The organism is Octadecabacter dasysiphoniae (assembly GCF_021532615.1).
GTDB lineage: Bacteria > Pseudomonadota > Alphaproteobacteria > Rhodobacterales > Rhodobacteraceae > Octadecabacter > Octadecabacter dasysiphoniae.
In genome coordinates this window covers 233,281-252,630 of record NZ_JAKGAQ010000002.1, presented here as the reverse complement: position 1 = coordinate 252,630, position 19,350 = coordinate 233,281, and the positions used below count along the sequence as shown (strand labels likewise).

18 protein-coding genes are annotated in these 19,350 nt (G+C 59.6%); 6 read left to right on the top strand and 12 right to left on the bottom strand.

Annotated elements, in window-relative coordinates; all coding sequences use genetic code 11:
- Genes L0664_RS08085 through L0664_RS08075 form a run of 3 tightly spaced genes read right to left on the bottom strand, consistent with a single transcriptional unit; the run spans window position 1 to window position 2,858 of the window.
- A complete protein-coding gene (locus L0664_RS08085) occupies window positions 1-318 on the bottom strand; it encodes a hypothetical protein (RefSeq protein WP_235225144.1) in 318 nt (105 codons plus the stop codon).
- The gene (locus L0664_RS08080; protein WP_235225143.1) at window positions 315-1,409 is read right to left on the bottom strand and encodes an FAD-binding protein; all 1,095 of its coding nucleotides are present in this window, start codon (window positions 1,407-1,409) and stop codon (window positions 315-317) included. The genes L0664_RS08085 and L0664_RS08080 overlap by 4 nt, the downstream gene beginning before the upstream one ends.
- A gap of 9 nt (window positions 1,410-1,418) precedes the next feature.
- Window positions 1,419-2,858, bottom strand: coding sequence for an FAD-linked oxidase C-terminal domain-containing protein (locus L0664_RS08075; protein WP_235225142.1), 1,440 nt, complete (start codon window positions 2,856-2,858; stop codon window positions 1,419-1,421).
- An 81-nt stretch (window positions 2,859-2,939) separates the two neighbouring features.
- On the opposite strand from L0664_RS08075, the gene L0664_RS08070 reads away from it, so the two are divergent.
- Window positions 2,940-3,659: a DUF599 domain-containing protein gene (locus L0664_RS08070; RefSeq protein ID WP_235225141.1), complete on the top strand. Its 720-nt coding sequence runs from the start codon at window positions 2,940-2,942 to the stop codon at window positions 3,657-3,659.
- Between the two features lie 35 nt (window positions 3,660-3,694).
- Window positions 3,695-4,027 (top strand): hypothetical protein, encoded by a 333-nt coding sequence (locus tag L0664_RS08065; protein WP_235225140.1) that lies wholly within the window; start codon window positions 3,695-3,697, stop codon window positions 4,025-4,027.
- Here L0664_RS08065 and L0664_RS08060 read toward each other — a convergent pair.
- The 4 genes from L0664_RS08060 to L0664_RS08045 all read right to left on the bottom strand — a co-directional run bounded on the left by L0664_RS08060 (window position 4,024) and on the right by L0664_RS08045 (window position 10,945).
- Window positions 4,024-6,099: a hypothetical protein gene (locus tag L0664_RS08060; protein ID WP_235225139.1), complete on the bottom strand. Its 2,076-nt coding sequence runs from the start codon at window positions 6,097-6,099 to the stop codon at window positions 4,024-4,026. The genes L0664_RS08065 and L0664_RS08060 overlap by 4 nt on opposite strands.
- A 70-nt stretch (window positions 6,100-6,169) precedes the next feature.
- Window positions 6,170-8,926, bottom strand: coding sequence for a DUF4159 domain-containing protein (locus L0664_RS08055; RefSeq protein ID WP_235225138.1), 2,757 nt, complete (start codon window positions 8,924-8,926; stop codon window positions 6,170-6,172).
- A 139-nt stretch (window positions 8,927-9,065) separates the two neighbouring features.
- Window positions 9,066-9,941 (bottom strand): DUF58 domain-containing protein, encoded by an 876-nt coding sequence (locus L0664_RS08050; protein ID WP_235225137.1) that lies wholly within the window; start codon window positions 9,939-9,941, stop codon window positions 9,066-9,068.
- The gene (locus L0664_RS08045) at window positions 9,938-10,945 is read right to left on the bottom strand and encodes an AAA family ATPase (RefSeq protein WP_235225136.1); all 1,008 of its coding nucleotides are present in this window, start codon (window positions 10,943-10,945) and stop codon (window positions 9,938-9,940) included. Before L0664_RS08045 ends, L0664_RS08050 begins: the two co-directional genes overlap by 4 nt.
- A 66-nt stretch (window positions 10,946-11,011) precedes the next feature.
- Between L0664_RS08045 and L0664_RS08040 the strand changes: the two genes are divergently transcribed.
- The 4 genes from L0664_RS08040 to L0664_RS08025 all read left to right on the top strand — a co-directional run bounded on the left by L0664_RS08040 (window position 11,012) and on the right by L0664_RS08025 (window position 13,504).
- Complete coding sequence (locus tag L0664_RS08040) at window positions 11,012-11,620, top strand: DUF1285 domain-containing protein (protein WP_235225135.1); 609 nt, start codon at window positions 11,012-11,014, stop codon at window positions 11,618-11,620.
- A 26-nt stretch (window positions 11,621-11,646) separates the two neighbouring features.
- Window positions 11,647-12,375: a hydroxypyruvate isomerase family protein gene (locus L0664_RS08035; protein ID WP_268821616.1), complete on the top strand. Its 729-nt coding sequence runs from the start codon at window positions 11,647-11,649 to the stop codon at window positions 12,373-12,375.
- A gap of 73 nt (window positions 12,376-12,448) precedes the next feature.
- Entirely contained in the window at window positions 12,449-12,820 is a 372-nt protein-coding gene (locus L0664_RS08030; RefSeq protein ID WP_235225133.1) for a VOC family protein, read from the top strand.
- Entirely contained in the window at window positions 12,821-13,504 is a 684-nt protein-coding gene (locus tag L0664_RS08025) for a helix-turn-helix transcriptional regulator (RefSeq protein WP_235225132.1), read from the top strand. It begins immediately after the preceding gene.
- Between the two features lie 58 nt (window positions 13,505-13,562).
- Here L0664_RS08025 and L0664_RS08020 read toward each other — a convergent pair whose 3' ends face one another.
- The 5 genes from L0664_RS08020 to L0664_RS08000 all read right to left on the bottom strand — a co-directional run bounded on the left by L0664_RS08020 (window position 13,563) and on the right by L0664_RS08000 (window position 19,288).
- Window positions 13,563-15,575, bottom strand: coding sequence for a YfbK domain-containing protein (locus L0664_RS08020; protein ID WP_235225131.1), 2,013 nt, complete (start codon window positions 15,573-15,575; stop codon window positions 13,563-13,565).
- On the bottom strand, window positions 15,572-16,108 hold the full coding sequence (locus L0664_RS08015) for an RNA polymerase sigma factor (RefSeq protein ID WP_235225130.1): 537 nt from the start codon (window positions 16,106-16,108) through the stop codon (window positions 15,572-15,574). The genes L0664_RS08020 and L0664_RS08015 overlap by 4 nt, the downstream gene beginning before the upstream one ends.
- A gap of 85 nt (window positions 16,109-16,193) precedes the next feature.
- Window positions 16,194-16,610, bottom strand: coding sequence for a CopD family protein (locus L0664_RS08010; RefSeq protein ID WP_235225129.1), 417 nt, complete (start codon window positions 16,608-16,610; stop codon window positions 16,194-16,196).
- Between the two features lie 422 nt (window positions 16,611-17,032).
- Complete coding sequence (locus tag L0664_RS08005) at window positions 17,033-17,662, bottom strand: hypothetical protein (RefSeq protein ID WP_235225128.1); 630 nt, start codon at window positions 17,660-17,662, stop codon at window positions 17,033-17,035.
- 147 nt (window positions 17,663-17,809) lie between these two features.
- Window positions 17,810-19,288 carry an NAD-dependent succinate-semialdehyde dehydrogenase gene (locus L0664_RS08000; protein WP_272492451.1) on the bottom strand — a complete coding sequence of 493 codons (1,479 nt, stop codon included), beginning with the start codon at window positions 19,286-19,288 and terminating at the stop codon, window positions 17,810-17,812.
- Between the last annotated feature and the right edge of the window lie 62 nt (window positions 19,289-19,350).

The window sequence follows — 19,350 nt, the reverse complement described above, 5'->3', positions numbered from 1 at the left end:
TCAGAACACTCCAAGCGAGATGAGATGGCCAAACGTGACCGCAAAGGTCACCATCATAGCGGCGGTCATACGCGACCACGTGGATACGGTCGGGCGCCACAGCAATTGTGCCACAAGCGTCGCGGCACCAATCGCCACACCGCTAAAAACAGGGCTGCCGAACACGCGAACGCCGTCGGGCAGGGTGGGCGCAAGAAACAGCATGCCAACCGCGCCGAAAAACGCCGCCGCCGCCAGCCGCCAATCGCTGATCACTGCGGCCGTGATCACTGCGGCGATGCAGGGAATAAGAACGAAAGCGACAGAAACACCGCTCACCCCATCAGCCCCGCATTCAAAATGCCGCGCGGGTCAAACTTGGCGCGCAACCCTTGGGACAGTGCCGTGACGGTGGGGTTTTCGGGGTGGAACACGGGCAGGGCCGCACGGGTTTGGGTGCTGGCGCGCACAAGGGTCGCGTGGCCATCCACGGCCATCGTTGCGCGCAAATCTGTTCCGGCGGGCGTTGCCACCCAGATCAAACCACCGCCCCAATCCAGGCTTGTTTCACAGGTGTCCGGCAGGGCCGCGATCAGCGCGGGCGCATCGCTTGGCTTGATGGACACGCGCCATATGTCGCTGTCAGTTTTGGCGAACCCTGTGACGTTGGTGATACCAGCCCAAAGATTGGCATCTTCGGTAACGCTTATTTCGCCATAACCCGACAGCAGGTCTTTCAACTTTTCCAACCGATACGCCACGGATGCTGCAAACCCTTCGATGCGAATATGCGTGTCGTGCGTGCGCGCGGCCCCGGTTACTTCGAACGGCGATCCAAGCGCGGCTGACATCGCTTCGACAGATTGCGCAACAGAAAGCCCATGCAGCGTCAACGTCGCAGATGTTTCAGGCTTGGGCAGAACCTTTAGCGATACTTCGCTTAGAACGCCCAACGTCCCGAACGATCCGCACATCAGTTTCACGAGGTCATATCCCGTGACGTTCTTCATCACGCGGCCCCCGTTTTTGGTGATCTCGCCCGCGCCATCGACAAACCGCACGCCCAAGGCATGGTCACGACATGCGCCAACGGCAATGCGGCGCGATCCGCTGACATTGCCCGCCACGACGCCACCAATTGTCGGCGCGCCTGACGTGCCCAGCAGGGCGCGGTGATCCATCGGTTCAAAGGCAAGGCGTTGATTTTCGCTGTCCAAAGCCGCCTCAATCTCGGCCACGGGGGTTCCGGCCTGCGCCACAATCGTCAGTGCACCCGGTTCATACAACGTGATGCCAGACAGGCCCGAAGTGCTCAGCCCCTCGCCGACAACGGGGTTCCCAATCGGGCGCGTCCCGCCGCCTGTGATGTGCAGCGGGCCTTTGGCGGATGCAATTGCGTCGGCCAGTTCTTGTTCGGTCTTTGGTGTCATAACGGTCTTCTATTCTGCGGCAATGCGGCGCGATTGGCTGGTATCAAGCGGGAACACCTTGGCCGGATTAAGCAACCAGTCAGGGTCAAACACATCCTTAACGGCCATCTGGATTTCCAGATCAGCCGGATCAAACTGGTGGCTCATCAGATCGCGTTTTTCGATACCCACGCCGTGTTCACCCGTCAGGCAGCCACCCGCATCAACACACAGTTTGAGGATTTCGGCGCCCATGGCTTCGCACAATTCCAGATCGCCGGGTTTGTTGGCGTCATAACAAATCAGCGGATGCATGTTGCCATCCCCTGCGTGGAATACATTGCCGACCTTCAGGCCATATTCCTCTGACAGCTCCCCGATGCGGCGCAGCACCATGGGCAGGGACGACACGGGGATCGTCCCGTCCAGACACATGTAATCGCTGATCTGGCCAATCGCACCAAACGCAGATTTGCGGCCCAACCAGATGCGCGCGGCTTCTTCTGGTGATTTCGCTTCGCGCAGTTCAACCGGATCATGGCGGCGCGCGATTTCAAGGATCAGCGCAAGCTGTTCGTCGATTTCTTCGGGCGCGCCTTCGACCTCAACGATCAATAGCGCGTTGCAATCGGGATATCCGGCCTTGGCGTAGTTTTCCGTGGTCTCGATGCACAAACGATCCATAAATTCGATCGCGACAGGCAAAACACCCGCCTTGATGATGTCAGCGACACAGGCCCCCGCGACTTCGTTGTCGTTGAACGCCATCAGCACAGGCCGCGCGCCTTCGGGCTTGCGCAAAATCCGCAATGTCGCCTCGGTCACGACGCCCAATTGCCCTTCTGATCCGCAGATCAGCCCCAGCAGATCAAGCCCCGCCGCATCCAGATGCCCGCCGCCGATTTCGGTGATTGTGCCGTCCATCAGCACCATTTTCACGCCGAGCAAATTGTTCGTCGTCACACCGTATTTCAAACAATGCGCCCCGCCCGAATTCATCGCCACGTTGCCCGCAATCGCACAGGCAAGCTGGCTGGACGGGTCAGGCGCATAGAAGAAATCCATTTCCTCAACCGCGCCTGTGACGGATAGGTTCGTGCGGCCCGATTGCACGCGAATATAACGATCATCGTAGTTGGTTTCCAAAACGGCATTCAGCCGCGCGGTGCCTAAAATCACGCAATCTGCCGTCGGCAACGCGCCGCCCGCCAGCGATGTGCCCGACCCGCGCGGCACGACAGGAACGCCCATGTCATGGCATACCTTCAGCACCGCCGCGACCTCCTCGGTTGAGGCCGGAAGAACGGCGCAGAGGGGCGGACATTTGTAAGCGGTCAAAGCATCGCACTCATAGGCGCGCACTTGGGATTCGGTGTGGATCACGGCCGCGGGCGGCAGAACAGATTGTAAACGTTCGACAATCTGGGATTTGCGCGACAATACATTGGCGTTGGGTATTGGCATTTCCATGGGTATATCCTCCGATTGGTAAAGAAATATAACCAATTTGGCCCCGTGTCTATGGCAGACTTTCCAGATAGGGTCCGGCGCATGAACTTTATGACAGAATTCAACAGCCTGACGGGGCTTGATGCCATCGCCGTGGGCCTTCTTGTTGCGGTGTGGCTTGGGCTGACGTGGTGGATTGAACATCCCACAGCGGCGCGCCCGTCTGTGACGATTGTCATGTCGGAATACCGCCGTGAATGGATGCGCGTTCTGATCACCCGCGACACGCGGATATTTGACGCGCAGATCATCGCCAGCCTGCGCCAAGGCACTGCATTCTTCGCCTCAACCAGCCTGTTGGCGGTGGGTGGTGTGCTGGCGCTGATCGGCAATGTCGAACCTCTGCGCGGCGTGGCCGAAGAAATTACTATGGTCCAAAGCCCGATCCTGATTCTGCAAATCAAACTCGGGCTGGTTCTGCTTCTGCTCGGCAATGCGTTCTTGAAATTCGTGTGGTCCAACCGCGTGTTCGGCTATTGCAGCGTGATGATCGCCGCCGTGCCGAACGACCCGAATGACCCGATGGCGCAGCCCATGGCATCCAAAGCGGCGGAGCTGAACATACGATCTGCGATGAATTTCAACCGCGGTTTGCGGTCGATGTATTTCGCGCTGGGGGCCGTGGCGTGGCTGGCGGGGCCGATCGCGCTGCTGGGTGCCGTGGTCGTCACCGCTTGGGTCATCTGGAGCCGCGAATTCGCGTCAGTGCCGCGTGCCATCATCATGGAAGACATGCCAGATGACGCCGACACCAAAGCGTGATTTGGCCTGCGGGCGCGTGTCGTTATTCTAGCCCCATGAAATATTTGATCCCCTTGCTGTTCGCCGCATCGCCCGTTTTGGCCGATGCACCTGTTGTCGAAAACATCACCTATTCTGACGGGCGGTTCGACGTCACCCTGTCGCATGGCGATACCGGTTGGGACGATTACGCAGATGGCTGGCGGGTTGAATTGGCGGATGGAACCGTTCTGGGCACCCGCGTTCTGGCCCACCCGCATGTGAACGAACAGCCGTTCACACGGTCCAGCCAGATCATGGTGCCCGACGGCGTAACGCAGGTATTTATCCGTGCGTCCGACAACGTGGGCGGCTGGGCCGATGACACTGTGCCATTCAGCCCAAATTAACGCCGGCCTTCACGCAGCCACGCGCCGATCACCAACAGACCCGCCAGCAACAGCGCGAGCCATGCCGGAAGCAATGGTGTCACACTGACGTCTGCCGTGCGGTAGGCGTCGCGCGGGGTGATGCCGATCCAGCCGTTTCCCACAGCCGGACGGCCCGCGCGGACATCGCGCAAGCTCGGCAAACCGTCTGTCATCGTCACGATCCCGCCGTTCGTGCCCGCAACCAGATCAGCCAGCACATCACCACTGGCAATTGTCTGTTCAAATTCACGCGGGGCGGCGGGGCCGAGGGCAATGACAGTTTCAACGTCCCCGTCACGCAAACGGTACAGGCCGACCTCGGGTGCTTCCCACAGCAGTTCGTAGCGCCCCGGGGTGATTTCATCCAAGGTGACGATTGTTTCGGTCCCATCGGGGTGGATGATCGTGACTTCGCCTGTGCTGTCTTCCAACGTGCGGCGGATGATGCGCATGGACAACCCGTTGGGTTCAACCCACATCGCTTCTTCTTCAAGCTCGGGTTCTTTCATCATCCAGTGGGCGAGGCGGCGCAGGAGTTCGAGCTGCGGACCACCGCCCTCATAGCCGCGATCCCACAGCCATGAATGATCCGATGCCATCAGCGCAACGCGCCCTTCGCCGATCCGTTCCAGCATCAACAGCGGTTGGTCATCGATGCCCGACATCACAACATCCGCACCGTCGGTTGGCGTGACTTCGATATGGCGGAACCAGCGCCCCCATGTCGGCGTGCCGTCTTCTGACGCGGGCGTTGGTGAAAATGCCTCAAGCCCCTCGGTGACGGGGTGGCGCTGGCCAAGGTCGGTGATCAGCGGCGTGAACCCTTCTTCATAGACACGCGCCGTCGGGCGGCCGGGCAAAACGCTGCCCAAAGGGGATCGATAGATGCTGTCGGCGCTGGCGTAATCCGGCCCCGCAGAAATCAGAACAGCCCCGCCGTTTTGCACATAGGTCCCGATATTTTCGAGGTACAGCGACGGTAAAATCCCGCGCCGCTTGTAGCGATCAAAAATGATCAGATCGAATTCATCGACCTTTTCCAGGAACAGCTCACGCGTTGGAAATGCGATCAGTGACAATTCGTTCACCGGCACGCCGTCTTGTTTTTCCGGCGGGCGCAGAATGGTGAAATGCACCAAATCGACCGAGCTGTCAGATTTCAACAAATTGCGCCACGTGCGTTCCCCTGCGTGGGGTTCACCGCTGACCAGAAGCACGCGTAAACGGTCCCGCACACCGTTGATCTGGATCACGGCTTCGTTGTTGCGGTCGGTCAATTCGCCGTCCGCCAAAGGGGTGGCAAATTGCATGACGTTCATGCCACCATGGGGCAGATCGATGGGCAATTCGACGTCCTGATTGACGGGAATTTGAAACGCCAACGGCGCGCCACCATCAATTGCGATGCTCAGGTCGACAAAGTCCGTATCAGGTGCCGCGCCTTGGTCTTCGACCCGCAACGTCAGCGTCACAGGTTCACCAAGGATCGCGAAGGCTGGTGCGTTTTTCACGACCAATCGGCGATCCCAATCCTCTTCCCGACCTGTCAGCAACACATGCAACGGGGCGGGCAGAACGGTGGGCGCTGCGGGCAAATCATGCACGCGCCCGTCGGTCAAAAGAACCATGCCCGCAACCCGCGCTTGGGGTTCGTCGGCCAAAGCCTCTGACAGGGCGGTCATCAGTTCGGTGCCCGCGTCGCCCTCACCGTCGCCCAAAGTGATCACGCGCAATTCGGTATTGGCACGGCGCGCGACTTCGGATTGTAGGTTTTCCAAAGCTTCGGCTGTCTGGGCGGCGCGGTCCGAAATTCGCTGGCTCGCGCTTTCATCAACCACGGCGACGACGATGTCGGCCAGATTGGCGCGGTCTTCTTGTTGCAGCGACGGGTTCGCGATGGCGCCCAAGATCACGATGGCCGCCAGACCGCGCAGCGCCCAGCCCAGCAACCTGCGCCACACCGCAAACACCACACCGACAGCGGCCAATCCGGCCAGCACATAAAGAACAAAAACCGGCACCAATGGATCAAGAATAACCTGCCCGATCATGCGCTCACCTTTCGCTTCTTTGGTTCATAAATATCCAAACCCGGACTTTGCAACGTTATCCAAGCCATCGTTATTGGCCCAACCGGTCCAGCAGATCGGGCACATGCACCTGATCTGATTTATAATTTCCCGTCAGCACATGCATGATCAGGTTCACACCAAAACGCAGGGCGATTTCACGCTGGCGGTTGCCCGCCTGCCCGCGCCCGATGGGCACCAGCGGATTTCCAAGCCGATCCGTCGCCCAGGCTGCGGCCCAATCGTTGCCGCCAACCACGACGGGCGTGACGCCATCGTTAAGGTCGCGAAACGGCATACCATCCTGAATTTCAGCGCCCGCTGGGGCGGCTTCGACCCAGACATCGCGGCTGGGGTGGCGGCCGGGGAAATCTTGCAACAAATAGAACGTGCGGGTCAGAACATGGTCCTGTGGGATCGGTTCAAGCGCGGGAATATCAAGGCCACGGGCAATCGCCTGTAGCTTGCGACCCTCGGGCGAAGACGACCCGAACCGCGCCAGATCCGCATCGCGGGTGTCAAACAGGATCATTCCGCCGCTGCGAAGGTAGCGGTTCAATTTGGCATAAGCCTCGCGGGTGGGCAGCTGCTGATTGGCGGTGACGGGCCAGTAGATGAACGGGAAAAACGCCAGTTCATCGACCTCGATATCAATGCCCACGGGGATTGCGGGTTCAATAGATGTCCGTTGAAACAGCGTGTTGGACAAACCATAAAGCCCGGCGTCCGAAATTTCATCAACGCGGGTGTCGCCCGTGATGACATAGGCAAGCACCACGTTGGCCGTGGAATTGATCGCAAAGGTGTCATCCTGCGCACGGGCCTGTGGGGCGATCATCAGCGCGATCAATGCAATGGCAACAGTCGCCGCGCGGGGGCCACGCAAACGGCCGGACAGCGCGAGGGATGCGATGATATCAATACTCAGCAGGACCAGCGCGGCCGCCAAAAGCCAGCCTTTCAACAAGGTTTCACGCACAACGTCCAATCCTTCTACAGCGATACGGGCAGGCCAGATCGCGGGGGCCAATTCGCGGCCCGCGCCAATCACATTCACCGCGATACGGCGGTCTTCGCCGGCATATAAACCGGGGGGCATGGTGGCCGATGGCGTTGCGGTGGCGATGTCTTCGCCTGCCACGCCGGGCAACGTGTCGGCGGGGTTCAGATCACCATAGGCGTTCAGCACGTCTTCGGGGGTCCATGATGTGCCTGCAAGGTCTTCCTCGCTTGGTGTGGAGGGGCGCGTTGATATGGCGAGCCGTTCGAGCATTTGAACAAACAATCCTGACAGCGGCAGCGTGGACCATTCCGCATTCGCGGTGACGTGGAACAGAACGATTGATCCGTCGCCCATATCCTTGCGGGTGACCAGCGGTGTGCCATCCGCCAGTTGCGCAATAACGCGGCTGGCCAATGACGGATCGGGTTGCGCCATGACCTGTGCGGTGACGGCCACATCCTTGGGAATTTGCAGACCGAAAAACGGCGACGTGTCGGCAAACGGCGCAAGTTCTTTGGGTTCGCCCCACGACATCGCGCCGCCGATGGAACGGCCTCCGATGCGCAAGCGCACGGGCATCAGCGGGTCTTCGTCGATGCGGCTGATATCACTTGATGCAAGGCGCGGACCCGCGAACCGCACCAGCGCGCCGCCGTCCTCAACCCATTCGATCATGGCGTCGGTTTCAATCGCCGTCAGGGTCGCCACATCGGCCAGAATGATCACATCAGGATTGGCCAGAAGCACGTCATTGAGCGTGCCATCAATCAAATCCGCTGTGGGGATCAGCGCCTGTTCGAGGTAGTGCAGCGGTGACAACAGCTCGAGCGCTTCGCGGTCGTTGGACCCCGCAAGCAGCGCGACTTCGCGGCGTTTCAGGGCATCGTCCGTGAGGGCGACAGCACCCGCGGATTGCACGCCCTGAACCTCGAACCGTGTGACGCGATTGCGCAGTTCTGGGGGCAGATCGAAGGTCGCGATGGCGCTGGTTGCAGTGGCGTCAAAGGTGGCGGTTGCGGTGGCAAGGCGGCGTTCAATGCCCGCGGGATCAAGACCCATGGCGGTGATTGTTGTCTCGGACTCGGTGCCTGACGCGGCGCGCAGGGCGGTCACCGTGACCTCACCGTCTTCGAATGTGGCCGGGCGCAGGGCGATGATCGGGCGCGGCGATTGGAACGCGGTGACGGTGCCGTGTGTTTCCAACGCGGCGAGCAATGTGTCGCGGCTGTCACGAGCAAGACCGTCCGACATCCAGAAGGTGTCAAAATTGCCCGTCAGGCTGTTGGCCCAAGCGGTGATGTCATCGATGTCGGGGCCGTAGGGGCGCGGTTGCAGGGCCGCGATGCGTTGCTGCACCGCTTGCGCGTCCTGGAACACCGGCGGTTCTGGCGGCAGATCGGTGAGCGTGACAAGGGCGGCAGTGCGTCCGTCGCGCGCGGCCTCGGCTAGCGCGGCATCAATGCGGTCTGCCCGTCGTGCCCAATCGCGCGCGTCGGCCCAAGTGCCATCCACAAGAACCAACAAGGGGCCATCGCCCGGTGTGTCGTCTTTGGGATTCAGGACGGGGCCCGCAAAGGCGGTGATGATCGCGGCGACGGCCAACAGGCGCAACAGCAACAGCCACCACGGTGTGCGATCTGTTTGGCTGTCGTCGTCGTTCAGCCCCAGCAGCAGCGCCACACCCGGGAAACGGCGACGGATCGGCGCAGGTGGGACGGCGCGCAGCAGCAACCACAAAATGGGCAGGATGATCAGGCCAAGCAGCAGCCACGGGGCGGCAAAGGCGATGGGGCCGAGGGTCAGCATGGGCGGTGTCCAATAGATCGAATTTGCTTCGCAAAGCCGACCGCTAATTTATAAGGGCGCGCCTGCGGCGCGGGGAGGGGGCGCTGCCCCCCGCCGCCTTTGGCGTCTCCCCCCGGAATATTTATGAAGCTCAGACGGGTCATGCGCGGCGTTCCAACGCCGTGAAAGCCCAGAGCAGGGCCGATGTGGCGGAAGCATCTGTGTGGTGCGTGCTGAATTGCCATCCGGCCTGATGGGCGAGGGTGGCGAGGCGGTCTTTGCGTTGTGCCAGCCGATCCAGATAGCGCGATTTCAGATCGCGCGCTTTGAGGGTTTCGTGGACCATGCTGCCCGACATGGATTCGAAGATTGTGCGCCCGTCGTAGGGAAAGGCCTCTTCTGCGGGGTCGAGGATTTGTACCAAGGCGCCGCGCACATCGCGGCTTGCGGCCTTGGCGATAGCGGTTTCGATGGCGTCGATATCCCCCATGAAATCGGACACGAAAAAGGCGCGGGAATGGTGCAGCATATTGTCGGCGTCCGGGGTGCCATAATCAGCGGCGGTGTCTTGGGACAGCAGCGCCGCCATTTGCGCGATCTGCGGTTCGCCGCGGCGCGGAGGCAGCAGATTACCCGTCAGGCCGACCCGTTCACCGCCACGCAGCAGCAAAATCGCCGTCGCCAGCGCGAGGGTGCGCGCGCGGGCCGCTTTGGTGGTGCCATTCTTGAGCGATGTGAACGACATCGATGCGGATTGATCGACCCACAGCAGAACGGATTGGGCGATTTGCCATTCTTTGTCTTGCACGAACTGTGCGTCAGATCGCGCAGAGCGGCGCCAGTCAATGGTGCGCATTTCGTCGTGGTTTTGCGCGGGGCGGTATTGCCAGAACGTATCGCCCACACCGGCGCGCCGTCGCCCGTGATCGCCCACCAGCACCGTTGAGGCGAGGTGTTCAGCATCAGCCAGCAGCGCAGGAAACGGTGCTGCGAGGGATTCAGCGTGCGATCTTAGGGTGAGGGGCGTATCGCTCATGCGGCGGCGGTGGTATTTGCGATTTGGTCTGCGACATCGTCAATGACGCGGGCCAGAACTTCGCCGCGGGCGCGGGCCGCGAACGACAACGCCATACGGTGGGTCAGCACCGGGCCAGCCATTTCCAACACGTCATCAACAGACGGGACAAGACGGCCGTTCAGCAATGCATTGGCGCGCACCATCAACATCAGCGCCTGTGCGGCGCGCGGGCCGGGGCCCCAGCTGACGGAGGAACTGACGATTTCGGGGGCGGTGGCATCATCGGGGCGACAGGCGCGCACAATATCGAGGATCAATTCGACAATCGCATCACCCACGGGCATGCGGCGCAACAAGGCCTGTGCATCTAGCAATTCCTGCGCGGTGAATACGGCGGTTGCCGCCCCGGTTTCGATCCCGGTGGTGGCGATCAGGATGTCGCGTTCTGTATGGCGGTCCGGATAAGGCACATCGATCTGCACCAAAAAGCGGTCAAGCTGGGCCTCGGGCAAAGGATAGGTGCCTTCTTGCTCAATCGGGTTTTGTGTGGCGAGCACATGGAACGGCACGCCAAGCGGGCGATGTTCGCCTGCGATTGTGACTTCTTTTTCCTGCATCGCCTGAAGCAGCGCGGATTGCGTGCGCGGGGAGGCGCGGTTGATTTCATCCGCCATCAAAAGCTGGCAGAAAACAGGCCCCTGGATGAACCGGAAATCGCGGGTGCCGTCCGCAGCGGTTTCCAGAACTTCGGAACCGAGGATATCGGCGGGCATCAGATCGGGCGTGAACTGGATGCGGTTGCCATCCAACCCCATCACCGTGGACAGCGTATCGACCAGCATCGTTTTTCCAAGACCGGGCAGACCGATCAAAAGCGCGTGACCACCACACAGCAGCGACCCGAGCGTCAGATTTACGACAGCGTCCTGCCCGATAAAGCGATTGGCGATAGAGGTGCGGGCCTGCGCCAGTTTGGCGGCCAGATTTTCAATGTCAGTTACTAGCTGCGCGTCGGTTGGCATGGCAATCGTCCTCGTTAGGGTCATATAGTCTATGTAATAGTTGAACAGATATCGCGATGGACCCCAATGGCAAAAACAAACCAAAGTGATGCCGCCAATATTGACGGAAAAGTTAGTGTTTCGGCGGAAAGTCTCGCATCATCGGCACGTGCGGTGGCCAAGGGGCGCGGTTTACCGCCTGTTGACCAATGGAATCCCCCGTTTTGCGGTGATCTGGATATGCGGATCGCGCGGGACGGGACGTGGTTTTATATGGGCACGCCGATCGGGCGGGCTGAACTGGTCAAATTGTTTTCGACCATTATCCGCCGCGACGGGGATGATTATTTCCTTGTGACGCCTGTTGAAAAGGTCGGCATCGTGGTGGATGACGCGCCGTTTGTGGCTGTCGATTTTGATCGTGTCGGGGATGATTTGCGGTTTGTGACCAATGTCGGGGACGACGCGATTGCGGGGCCGGATCACCCCATTCGTGTGGTGCGGGACGCCGAAACGGGGGAGCCGAGCCCCTATGTTTTGATCCGCCGCAACCTTGAGGCGTTAATTGATCGTAAATCGTTTTACCGCCTTGTTGATCTGGGTGAGGTGGCGGCATTTGACGGGGAGGACTGGTTCGGCGTGACGTCGGGCGGGCAGTTTTTCCCGATCATTCCAGCGGCGGAGCTTGACGTTTAGTGCCAAAATTTTGCGCCAACCTGACGATGTTGTTTACAGAAACTCCATCGCTTGAACGCCCGCTGGCGGCCAAGCTGGCTGGGTTCGAGGCGGTGGAAATCCTGTTTCCCTACGCAGAAAACGCCGCTGATTTGGGCACTGCAATTGCGCGGGCGGGGGTGCATTTGGCGCTGATCAACTGCCCGCCCCCCAATTACATAGACCCTGACGGGCCACGGGGATTCGCCGCCGTGGCGGGTGAAGAAACGCGGTTTCAACAGGCGTTCCGGCGCACAATTCGGTACGCGGGCGCGCTGGGCGCAGAGTTCGTGCATATCATGGCGGGGGTGGCTGAGGGGCCGCAGGCGCGGGCGGTTTTTGTTGAGAACCTCAAATGGGCGGCGGAATTTGCACCCAGCCAGAAATTGACGATTGAACCGATTAACTCTGGCGACATGCCGGGGTATTTCCTGAATGATTTTGACCTTGCGATGGCGGTTCTTGAAGACGTCGATGCGCCAAATCTGCATCTGCAATTTGATGCTTATCATGCGGCCAAGATCACGGGCGACGTTTTGAAGACATGGGAACATGTGCGCGCGCGGGTGGCGCATGTTCAGGTTGGCGGTGTGCCTGATCGCCGTGAGCCAGAGGGTGGCGATTTCGACTATCCTGCCTTTTTCAAGCTGCTTGATAAGCAGAAATACAAAGGCTGGGTCAGCGGCGAATATAACCCTGCGGGGCGCACCGAAGACGGATTAAACTGGATCGGCTAAAACATGCTGACATAATGCTGTCAGCAGGGGTATGTCAGACAGGGCTCATCAACATAACCAAGGAGATGAGACAATGACTTTTCAACCAATGACAGCGTGGATCGAAATTCCGGTGACTGACCTCGACGCATCTGCAAAGTTTTATGACGCGGTGTTCGGTTGGACATCGCAGAAAATCACAGACATGGGCCCGAACCCGATTGTCGTTTTGAACGGCGCGGATGAGGCGGGCGGCGGGCATTTGTACCCCGGCACCCCTGCGGCCAACAGCGGATCAACCGTGCATCTGACGGTGACCGACACCGTTGAGGCCACCGCCGCACGCGCCACAAAAGCAGGCGGGCAGGTGATGGGGCCGATCGTGGATATCCCATCAGGCCGTTTCCAATACATGACCGATCTGGATGGCAATTCCATCGGCATGTTCGAACTGAAGGCCGCCTAAATGAGACGCGCTGACCGCCTTTTCCAGATCGTGCAATATCTGCGGGGCGGTCGGCTGCTTACGGCGCAGACGCTGGCCGAACGCCTGGAGGTCACGAAGCGGACGATCTACCGCGACGTGGCGGATTTGATCGGGTCCGGCGTGCCCATCGAGGGCGAGGCCGGCGTCGGATATGTGATGCGGGCGGGGTATGATTTGCCGCCGCTGATGTTCAATTCAGAAGAAATCGTGGCGTTGGTTGCTGGGGCGCGGATGATCCGTGCCTGGGGCGGGGCGCAGATGGCGGCCAACGCGGAAGAAGCATTGGTCAAGATCGAAGCCGTGCTGTCAGACGAGGCCCGCGCAAAGGCTGCGTCGGTGCCTATTCATGCCTTTACGATGGGGGATATGGGGGCAGATGTGCGCGAGCGGATCGACCGGATCGAAGCCGCATCGGACGGACGCATCCGGCTTGAGCTGGACTATGCCGATCAGCACGGTGCGACGTCGGCCCGCGTGATCCGCCCGCTTGGCCTGTGGTTTTGGGGCAAGGTTTGGACGGTCGTGGGATGGTGTGAATTGCGCAATGATTTCCGCATGTTCCGGCTGGACCGCATCAAAGGCATGGAAGAAATCGGGCCGTTCAAACCAGAAAAAGGCCAGACATTGCGTGATTTTTATGCGCTGGGATTTCCAAAGAATTGAGCGCCGGAGGATCGGACGGGAGCCTCCGGCGGGAGTTTTTGGGCCTAGATGAAGGGGCCTAGTTGCTAAGCGACCCTGCGAGGCGCATCAGTTGCACGGCTTGCGTGCGGTAGCCGAACGGATCGTCCCCGCGGTTGGCGTTTGCCAGCGCGATTGCATCATCGAAACTGTAGCCGTTCAGGTAGGTATCATCGCGCAGCAGTTGGCCGAAGGCGGCGATGGAGGCCGCGAACAGGGCTTCGGTGTTGGGCGTGCCAGTGGTGAAAGGCGTTTCGATCAGTTGGCTGGTGTCGCTGCCCGGGGCTTTGTAGCGCAGGCGCAGAAAGCCGAGTTCGTCGGACGTTGCGGTGGTTTCAGCCGCTTGATAGCGCAATGGATCGCTGAGTTGTGCGGGGCTGCCGACGGGGGTGACCTCAAAGATGGCTGTAACCGTGTGGCCCGCGCCGAGTTCGCCTGCATCCACCGCGTCGTTGTTGAAATCTTCGCGGGCAAGCGCGCGGGTTTCGTAGCCGATCAGGCGGTATTCGGCGATGGTGGCGGGGTTGAATTCGACCTGAATTTTCACATCATTGGCGATGGGGAACAGCGCGCCGGTGAGGTTGTCGACCAGCACCTTTTGCGCCTCGGATAATGTGTCGATGTAGGCGGCGGTGCCGTTGCCGTTTTGGGCCAGCGATTGCATCGTCGCGTCTTGCAGGTTGCCGCGCCCGAAGCCGAGGACGGACAGGTAGGTGCCGCTGTCGCGTTTGTCTTCGATATAGGATTCTAACCCGCGCGGATCGGACAGACCGACGTTGAAATCACCATCCGTGGCGAGGATCACGCGGGACACGTCACCGTCGTCTTTCATGGTTTCGGCAAGTGCGTAGGCGGCTTCGATCCCGCCTTGGCCATTGGTTGATCCACCTGCTGATAAAGCGTTCAGCGCGGCGAGGATATCTGCGCGGTTGCTGGCGGCGGTGGGGTCCAGCGCGACTGAGGTTGAGTCCGCATAGGTGACAATCGCGACCTCGTCTTCGGGGCGCAGGTTGTCCAGCATCAGGCGGAAGGATTGGCGCAGGAGGGGGAGTTTTTCTGCGCTTTCCATGGAACCCGACGTGTCGATCAGAAACACGAGGTTGAGCGGTGGGCGGTCATCCGTGCTCGGCATCTCACCCTGAATGCCGATGTGCACCAGTTGCGTGTCAGCGTTCCACGGGGTTTCAAACACGTTGACCGTGGGTTGGAAGGGCGCGTCGCCGTCCGGGGCGGGGTAGGCGTAGGGGAAATAGTTGATCATTTCCTCAATCCGCACGGCGTCCGGTGGGGGGAGTTGCCCTGCGGTGATGGACGAACGGATCAGGGAATAGGCGGCGGTGTCAACGTCGATGGAGAAGGTGGAAACCGGTTCATCCGAGGTGATTTTCAGCGGGTTGGGTGCGTCGTTGGCGAAGGTTTCGGTGTTCGGCATGGGCATCAGTTCGGCATCTGCCGCATTGTCGTTTGGCGCGATTTGGCCCTGTGCTTGTGGTTGGCGCGGCGCGGGGACAGCGAAGGGTTCGATGATGATGCGATCATTATATTCGGGTGCTTGATCGGTCTGCGACAAAAGTGGGGTGGTGATACCTTCAACGCTGACCGTCGCATCCGCTTGCGGGACGGCTTCGCGTAGGATCACGACGGGCGCGTCTTCGGTGCGTGCGGCGGGGGCTGTGGTTTCGGCGGCCACTACATCGGGGCTAAAGGCCTCGGTCGTAGCCACTTCGGGCGTTGCGATTTTTGCCGTCGTCGGATCGAGGTTCAGCAGGTCGCGCCCTTGCGGGGTGACGACCATAAAGCCGCAGGCGACGATGGCAGTTGTGACCGTGAGGCCAGCGCGGGAGGTGAGGTGGTTCAGCATGTTCATCGTTCCAGTCCAGATGTTGCTACTGGACGTGGGACGGGGGTGCTGACGCGATCCTTGGAGGGCCGCCTGCGAATTTGCGAAATTTTTCGTGGCCAACGCGATATTGTCAGCCTTTGCCTTTGGATCGGGCGCAGGGGTCGCGTTGTTCAGGGCGGACTTGAGGTCGTCTAGGTCAAAATCATTCATGCTACGCCCTCCTTTTCCTTGAGGGATTTCAGGTGTTTGCGGGCCTCTGAGAGGCGCCATGATACGGTGCCTTCGGAGATGCCGAGGATATCGCCAGCCTCTGCGTGGGTCAGATCATCAAGGACCAAGGCAAGCGTGTCGCGCAGATCGACGGGCAGTTGGGCCATAGCCGCAACGAGCCAATCGGCGCGGGTTTGGTTTTCGGCGATGACGGCTTGCCGGTTGAGTTCCCAATCGCCCCAACCGTCTGCGGCACGCCCGTGGGTTTGTTGTTTGCGGCGCCGATCGTGCGACGCGTTGACGGCAACACGGTAGAGCCACGTGGTGACCCGCGCGCGCCTGTCATAGCTGGCAAGTTTGGCGGGCAGGGCGGCGCAGATGTCTTGGGTGAGGTCTTCTGCCTCGTGGCTCGATCCGGTCAGGCGAAAACACAAACGGAACAGGCGGTCGTATTGGCGCGCGATCAGGCTGGCAAAGGCCTGTTCGTCGCCGTTTTGGGCCGCCACGGCCAAGTCTTCGTCTGTTACTGTCATGCGCATCACTAGGGTATGACGCGCGCGCGGCGTCAATCCTTGGGAGAAAAGTCAAAATAGTTTTACGTTTTTGTTGGTGCGATCCCTAGAAGGGTTTAGCGACAACGACCCAAAGGATGGCAATCACACCTAGAACGCTGATTTCGTTGAACATCCGCAGGTAGAAATCGGATTCTTTGAAGGTGCCCTTTTTGGCGCGCACCACCATGCCACCCGTCATCATGTAGTGGATCACCAGCAGCGAAACGAGGGCGAGTTTGACGATCACCCATGTATCAAACGCCCAAACGGCAGCCCCCAGCCAGATGCCCGTGATCAGCGCGATGACCATCAGCCCGGCGGAAAAGCGATACAAACGATAGGTGAGATCACCCAGCGGGCTGAGCGCAACACCCGTTTTGGCAAAATCGCGTTTCCAGTAAATCAGGGCACGCGGGACGGCGAAGATGGATGTCATCCAACCCATGACGCACAAAATATGTATGATTTTCAGCCAATCCATGGAGGCTTAATGGCGCAAGGATCGCACATGCGCAAGCGGCCCGAAGCAGCGAATGCTGACGGGGGTCGGGCGCGATTGCGATCCTTTGTTTGGCGGGGCGAAGGCGGTGGCCGTGGGGGTGTTTTAGGCCCCCTCAGGTCTGTGCGCTGCGACCTGTCCCTGCACCTTTTCTCTACCAGGGTCTCTGCATAGAACGAGGTGGTCTGTGGGACCGGCTGCCGTTTTCGAAAATTCCATGGCGCGTGGGGTTTAGGCACGCGGGTTAACCATGTGTGAGGGTAAGAGCGCGAGATGAATGGGATGTGAACACAGCGTTCGGTTGGCGTTGCGTTGGTGGGTGGGGTGATGGGGCTAATAGCGGCTTGGCGGACTTTGCTGCCGTTGGTTCCGTTTGTTCGAATGGCGGCAATGAGTCTACGCTCCTATCGCTCAAACTGAGGCCCGCTGTCCGCAAAGCAGATAAAATAGGGTCTTTCCCGGTAGACTCTGGCTTGGTCATCAGCATTTCGTTTCTCTACGTAGCCAGCTCGATCTTCGTTAATTGAAACAACTTCTCCATCGGCGTTTACGTAAGAATGGTTATAAACTTTCGCCACGTCGCGGAAGTCATACCCTTCTGGCAATTCAAAAAAATCGAACGAAAATGTCGAACCATAGGAAAAGATGGAACCGTCCGTCATCTCAAAAACCCAACCTGTCCAACTCATCATGGTCTCGCCCTTGATTTGGCTCATAACCTCTGATGGAAGCGCGAATGGGCTTGGATCGATTGACTGAACATAGCGATTGTCGACCGACGAACCGGATGTGATGAAGTGACGAACTATCTGTTGGTAAGGCTTTTTTGACCTGCCAAAAACACCTTTGCCATGCTTTTCTTTGTCGAACCGGCGCAGTGCTAGATCAACGGTCGGCTTCGCCTGTCGCAATACCACGCACGGCAAAAAGAGCCCATCTGTTAAGGTGACCGAACATCGGCATTGCGGTCCATAAATTGGATCGTCGTGATCCGCATTCACCTCCAAGTATTTAAGAAGATCATTGCCATTCATAAAAAGCGCCTCTCAATCGTCACCGAACCAATCAGATTTGCATAGTTCTCACAAGAGCAGACCTTAAACCACACCGCAGCATCCGTCACTTCGGGCTCGAAGCTGCCGTTCGCTGCACCATCTGGAAGGCGCAGCGCGCAGCGTGTTTCACACAGACATGCAGATGTATTTCATCTCCAGGTAATCCTCGATCCCGTGGCGGGATCCTTCGCGCCCAAGGCCGGATTGCTTGACGCCGCCGAACGGGGCCACTTCGGTTGAAATGATGCCTGTGTTTACGCCGACGATGCCGTATTCCAGCGCTTCGGCCACTTTGGTCACGCGGCTGAGGTCTTTGGCGTAAAAATACGCGGCAAGTCCGAAGATCGTGTCGTTGGCTTGCGCGATCACGTCATCCACGTCGTCGAATTTGAACAGGGGCGCGAAGGGGCCGAATGTTTCTTCGGTGGCGACGGCCATATCTTGCGTCGCGCCTGTGACGATGGTGGGTTCATAAAACATGCCGCCGTCCTTGTGGGGTTTGCCGCCCGTAATCACGGTGGCGCCCTTGGACAGCGCATCCGCGAGGTGGTTTTCAACCTTTTTCACAGCCTTGGCTTCGATCATGGGGCCGAGCGTCGTGCCATCTGCAAAGCCGTCCCCGATCTGGAGCTTTTCGACAGCGATTTTGAGCTTTTCCGCGAAGGCATCATAGACGCCCGATTGCACATAGATGCGGTTGGCGCACACGCAGGTCTGGCCGTTGTTGCGGAATTTGCAGGCGATGGCGCCTGTGACGGCTTCGTCAAGATCGGCGTCGTCAAACACGATGAACGGTGCGTTGCCGCCCAGTTCCATGGAACATTTCATGACCTGATCGGCGGCCTGTTTCAGCAGGATGCGGCCCACTTGGGTTGATCCTGTGAACGTCAGTTTGCGCACGGCTTCGTTTTCGCAAAACTCTTTTCCCGTACCGGATGCGTCGCTGGTCGTGACGACGGAAAACAACCCGTCAGGTACGCCTGCTTCTTGGGCGAGTTTACCCATCGCGAGCGCGGACAGCGGCGTGAGTTCGGACGGGCGGATGATGAACGCACAACCCGCAGCAAGCGCGGGCGCGACTTTGCGGGCGATCATCGCGTTGGGGAAATTCCATGGGGTAATGCCCGCGGCGACGCCGATGGGCTGCTTGATGACGTTGATGCGCAGATTGGGTTGATGGCCGGGGATGGTTTCGCCGTAGATGCGTTTGGCCTCTTCGGCGAACCATTCGATGAACGATGCACCATAGCCGATTTCGCCGCGTGCTTCGGCGATGGGTTTGCCCTGTTCTGCGGTCAGGATAATCGCGAGGTCTTCTTGGTGGTCCATCATCAGGTTGAACCATTTGCGCAGCACGCCGGCGCGGTCTTTGGCGGTGCGTTTGGCCCAATCGTGGCGGGCTGTTTCGCCGCTTGCGATTGCTTCGGCGACTTCTGCGCGGCTGAGGTCGGGGACGCGGGCAATGACATCGCCGCGCGCGGGGTTGATCACGTCGATGGTGTCGCCGCTGCGCGCCTGCACCCATTTGCCGCCCACGAAAGCATCTTCGCAGACAAGATCAGCACGGGTGAGCATGGATTTGAGGTCGGTGATGGAATCAAGCATGGTGGCCTCCGAAGGGACATTGTTTGGCACACAGTTAGCCGTGATGCGCGTGATGTCCAAGG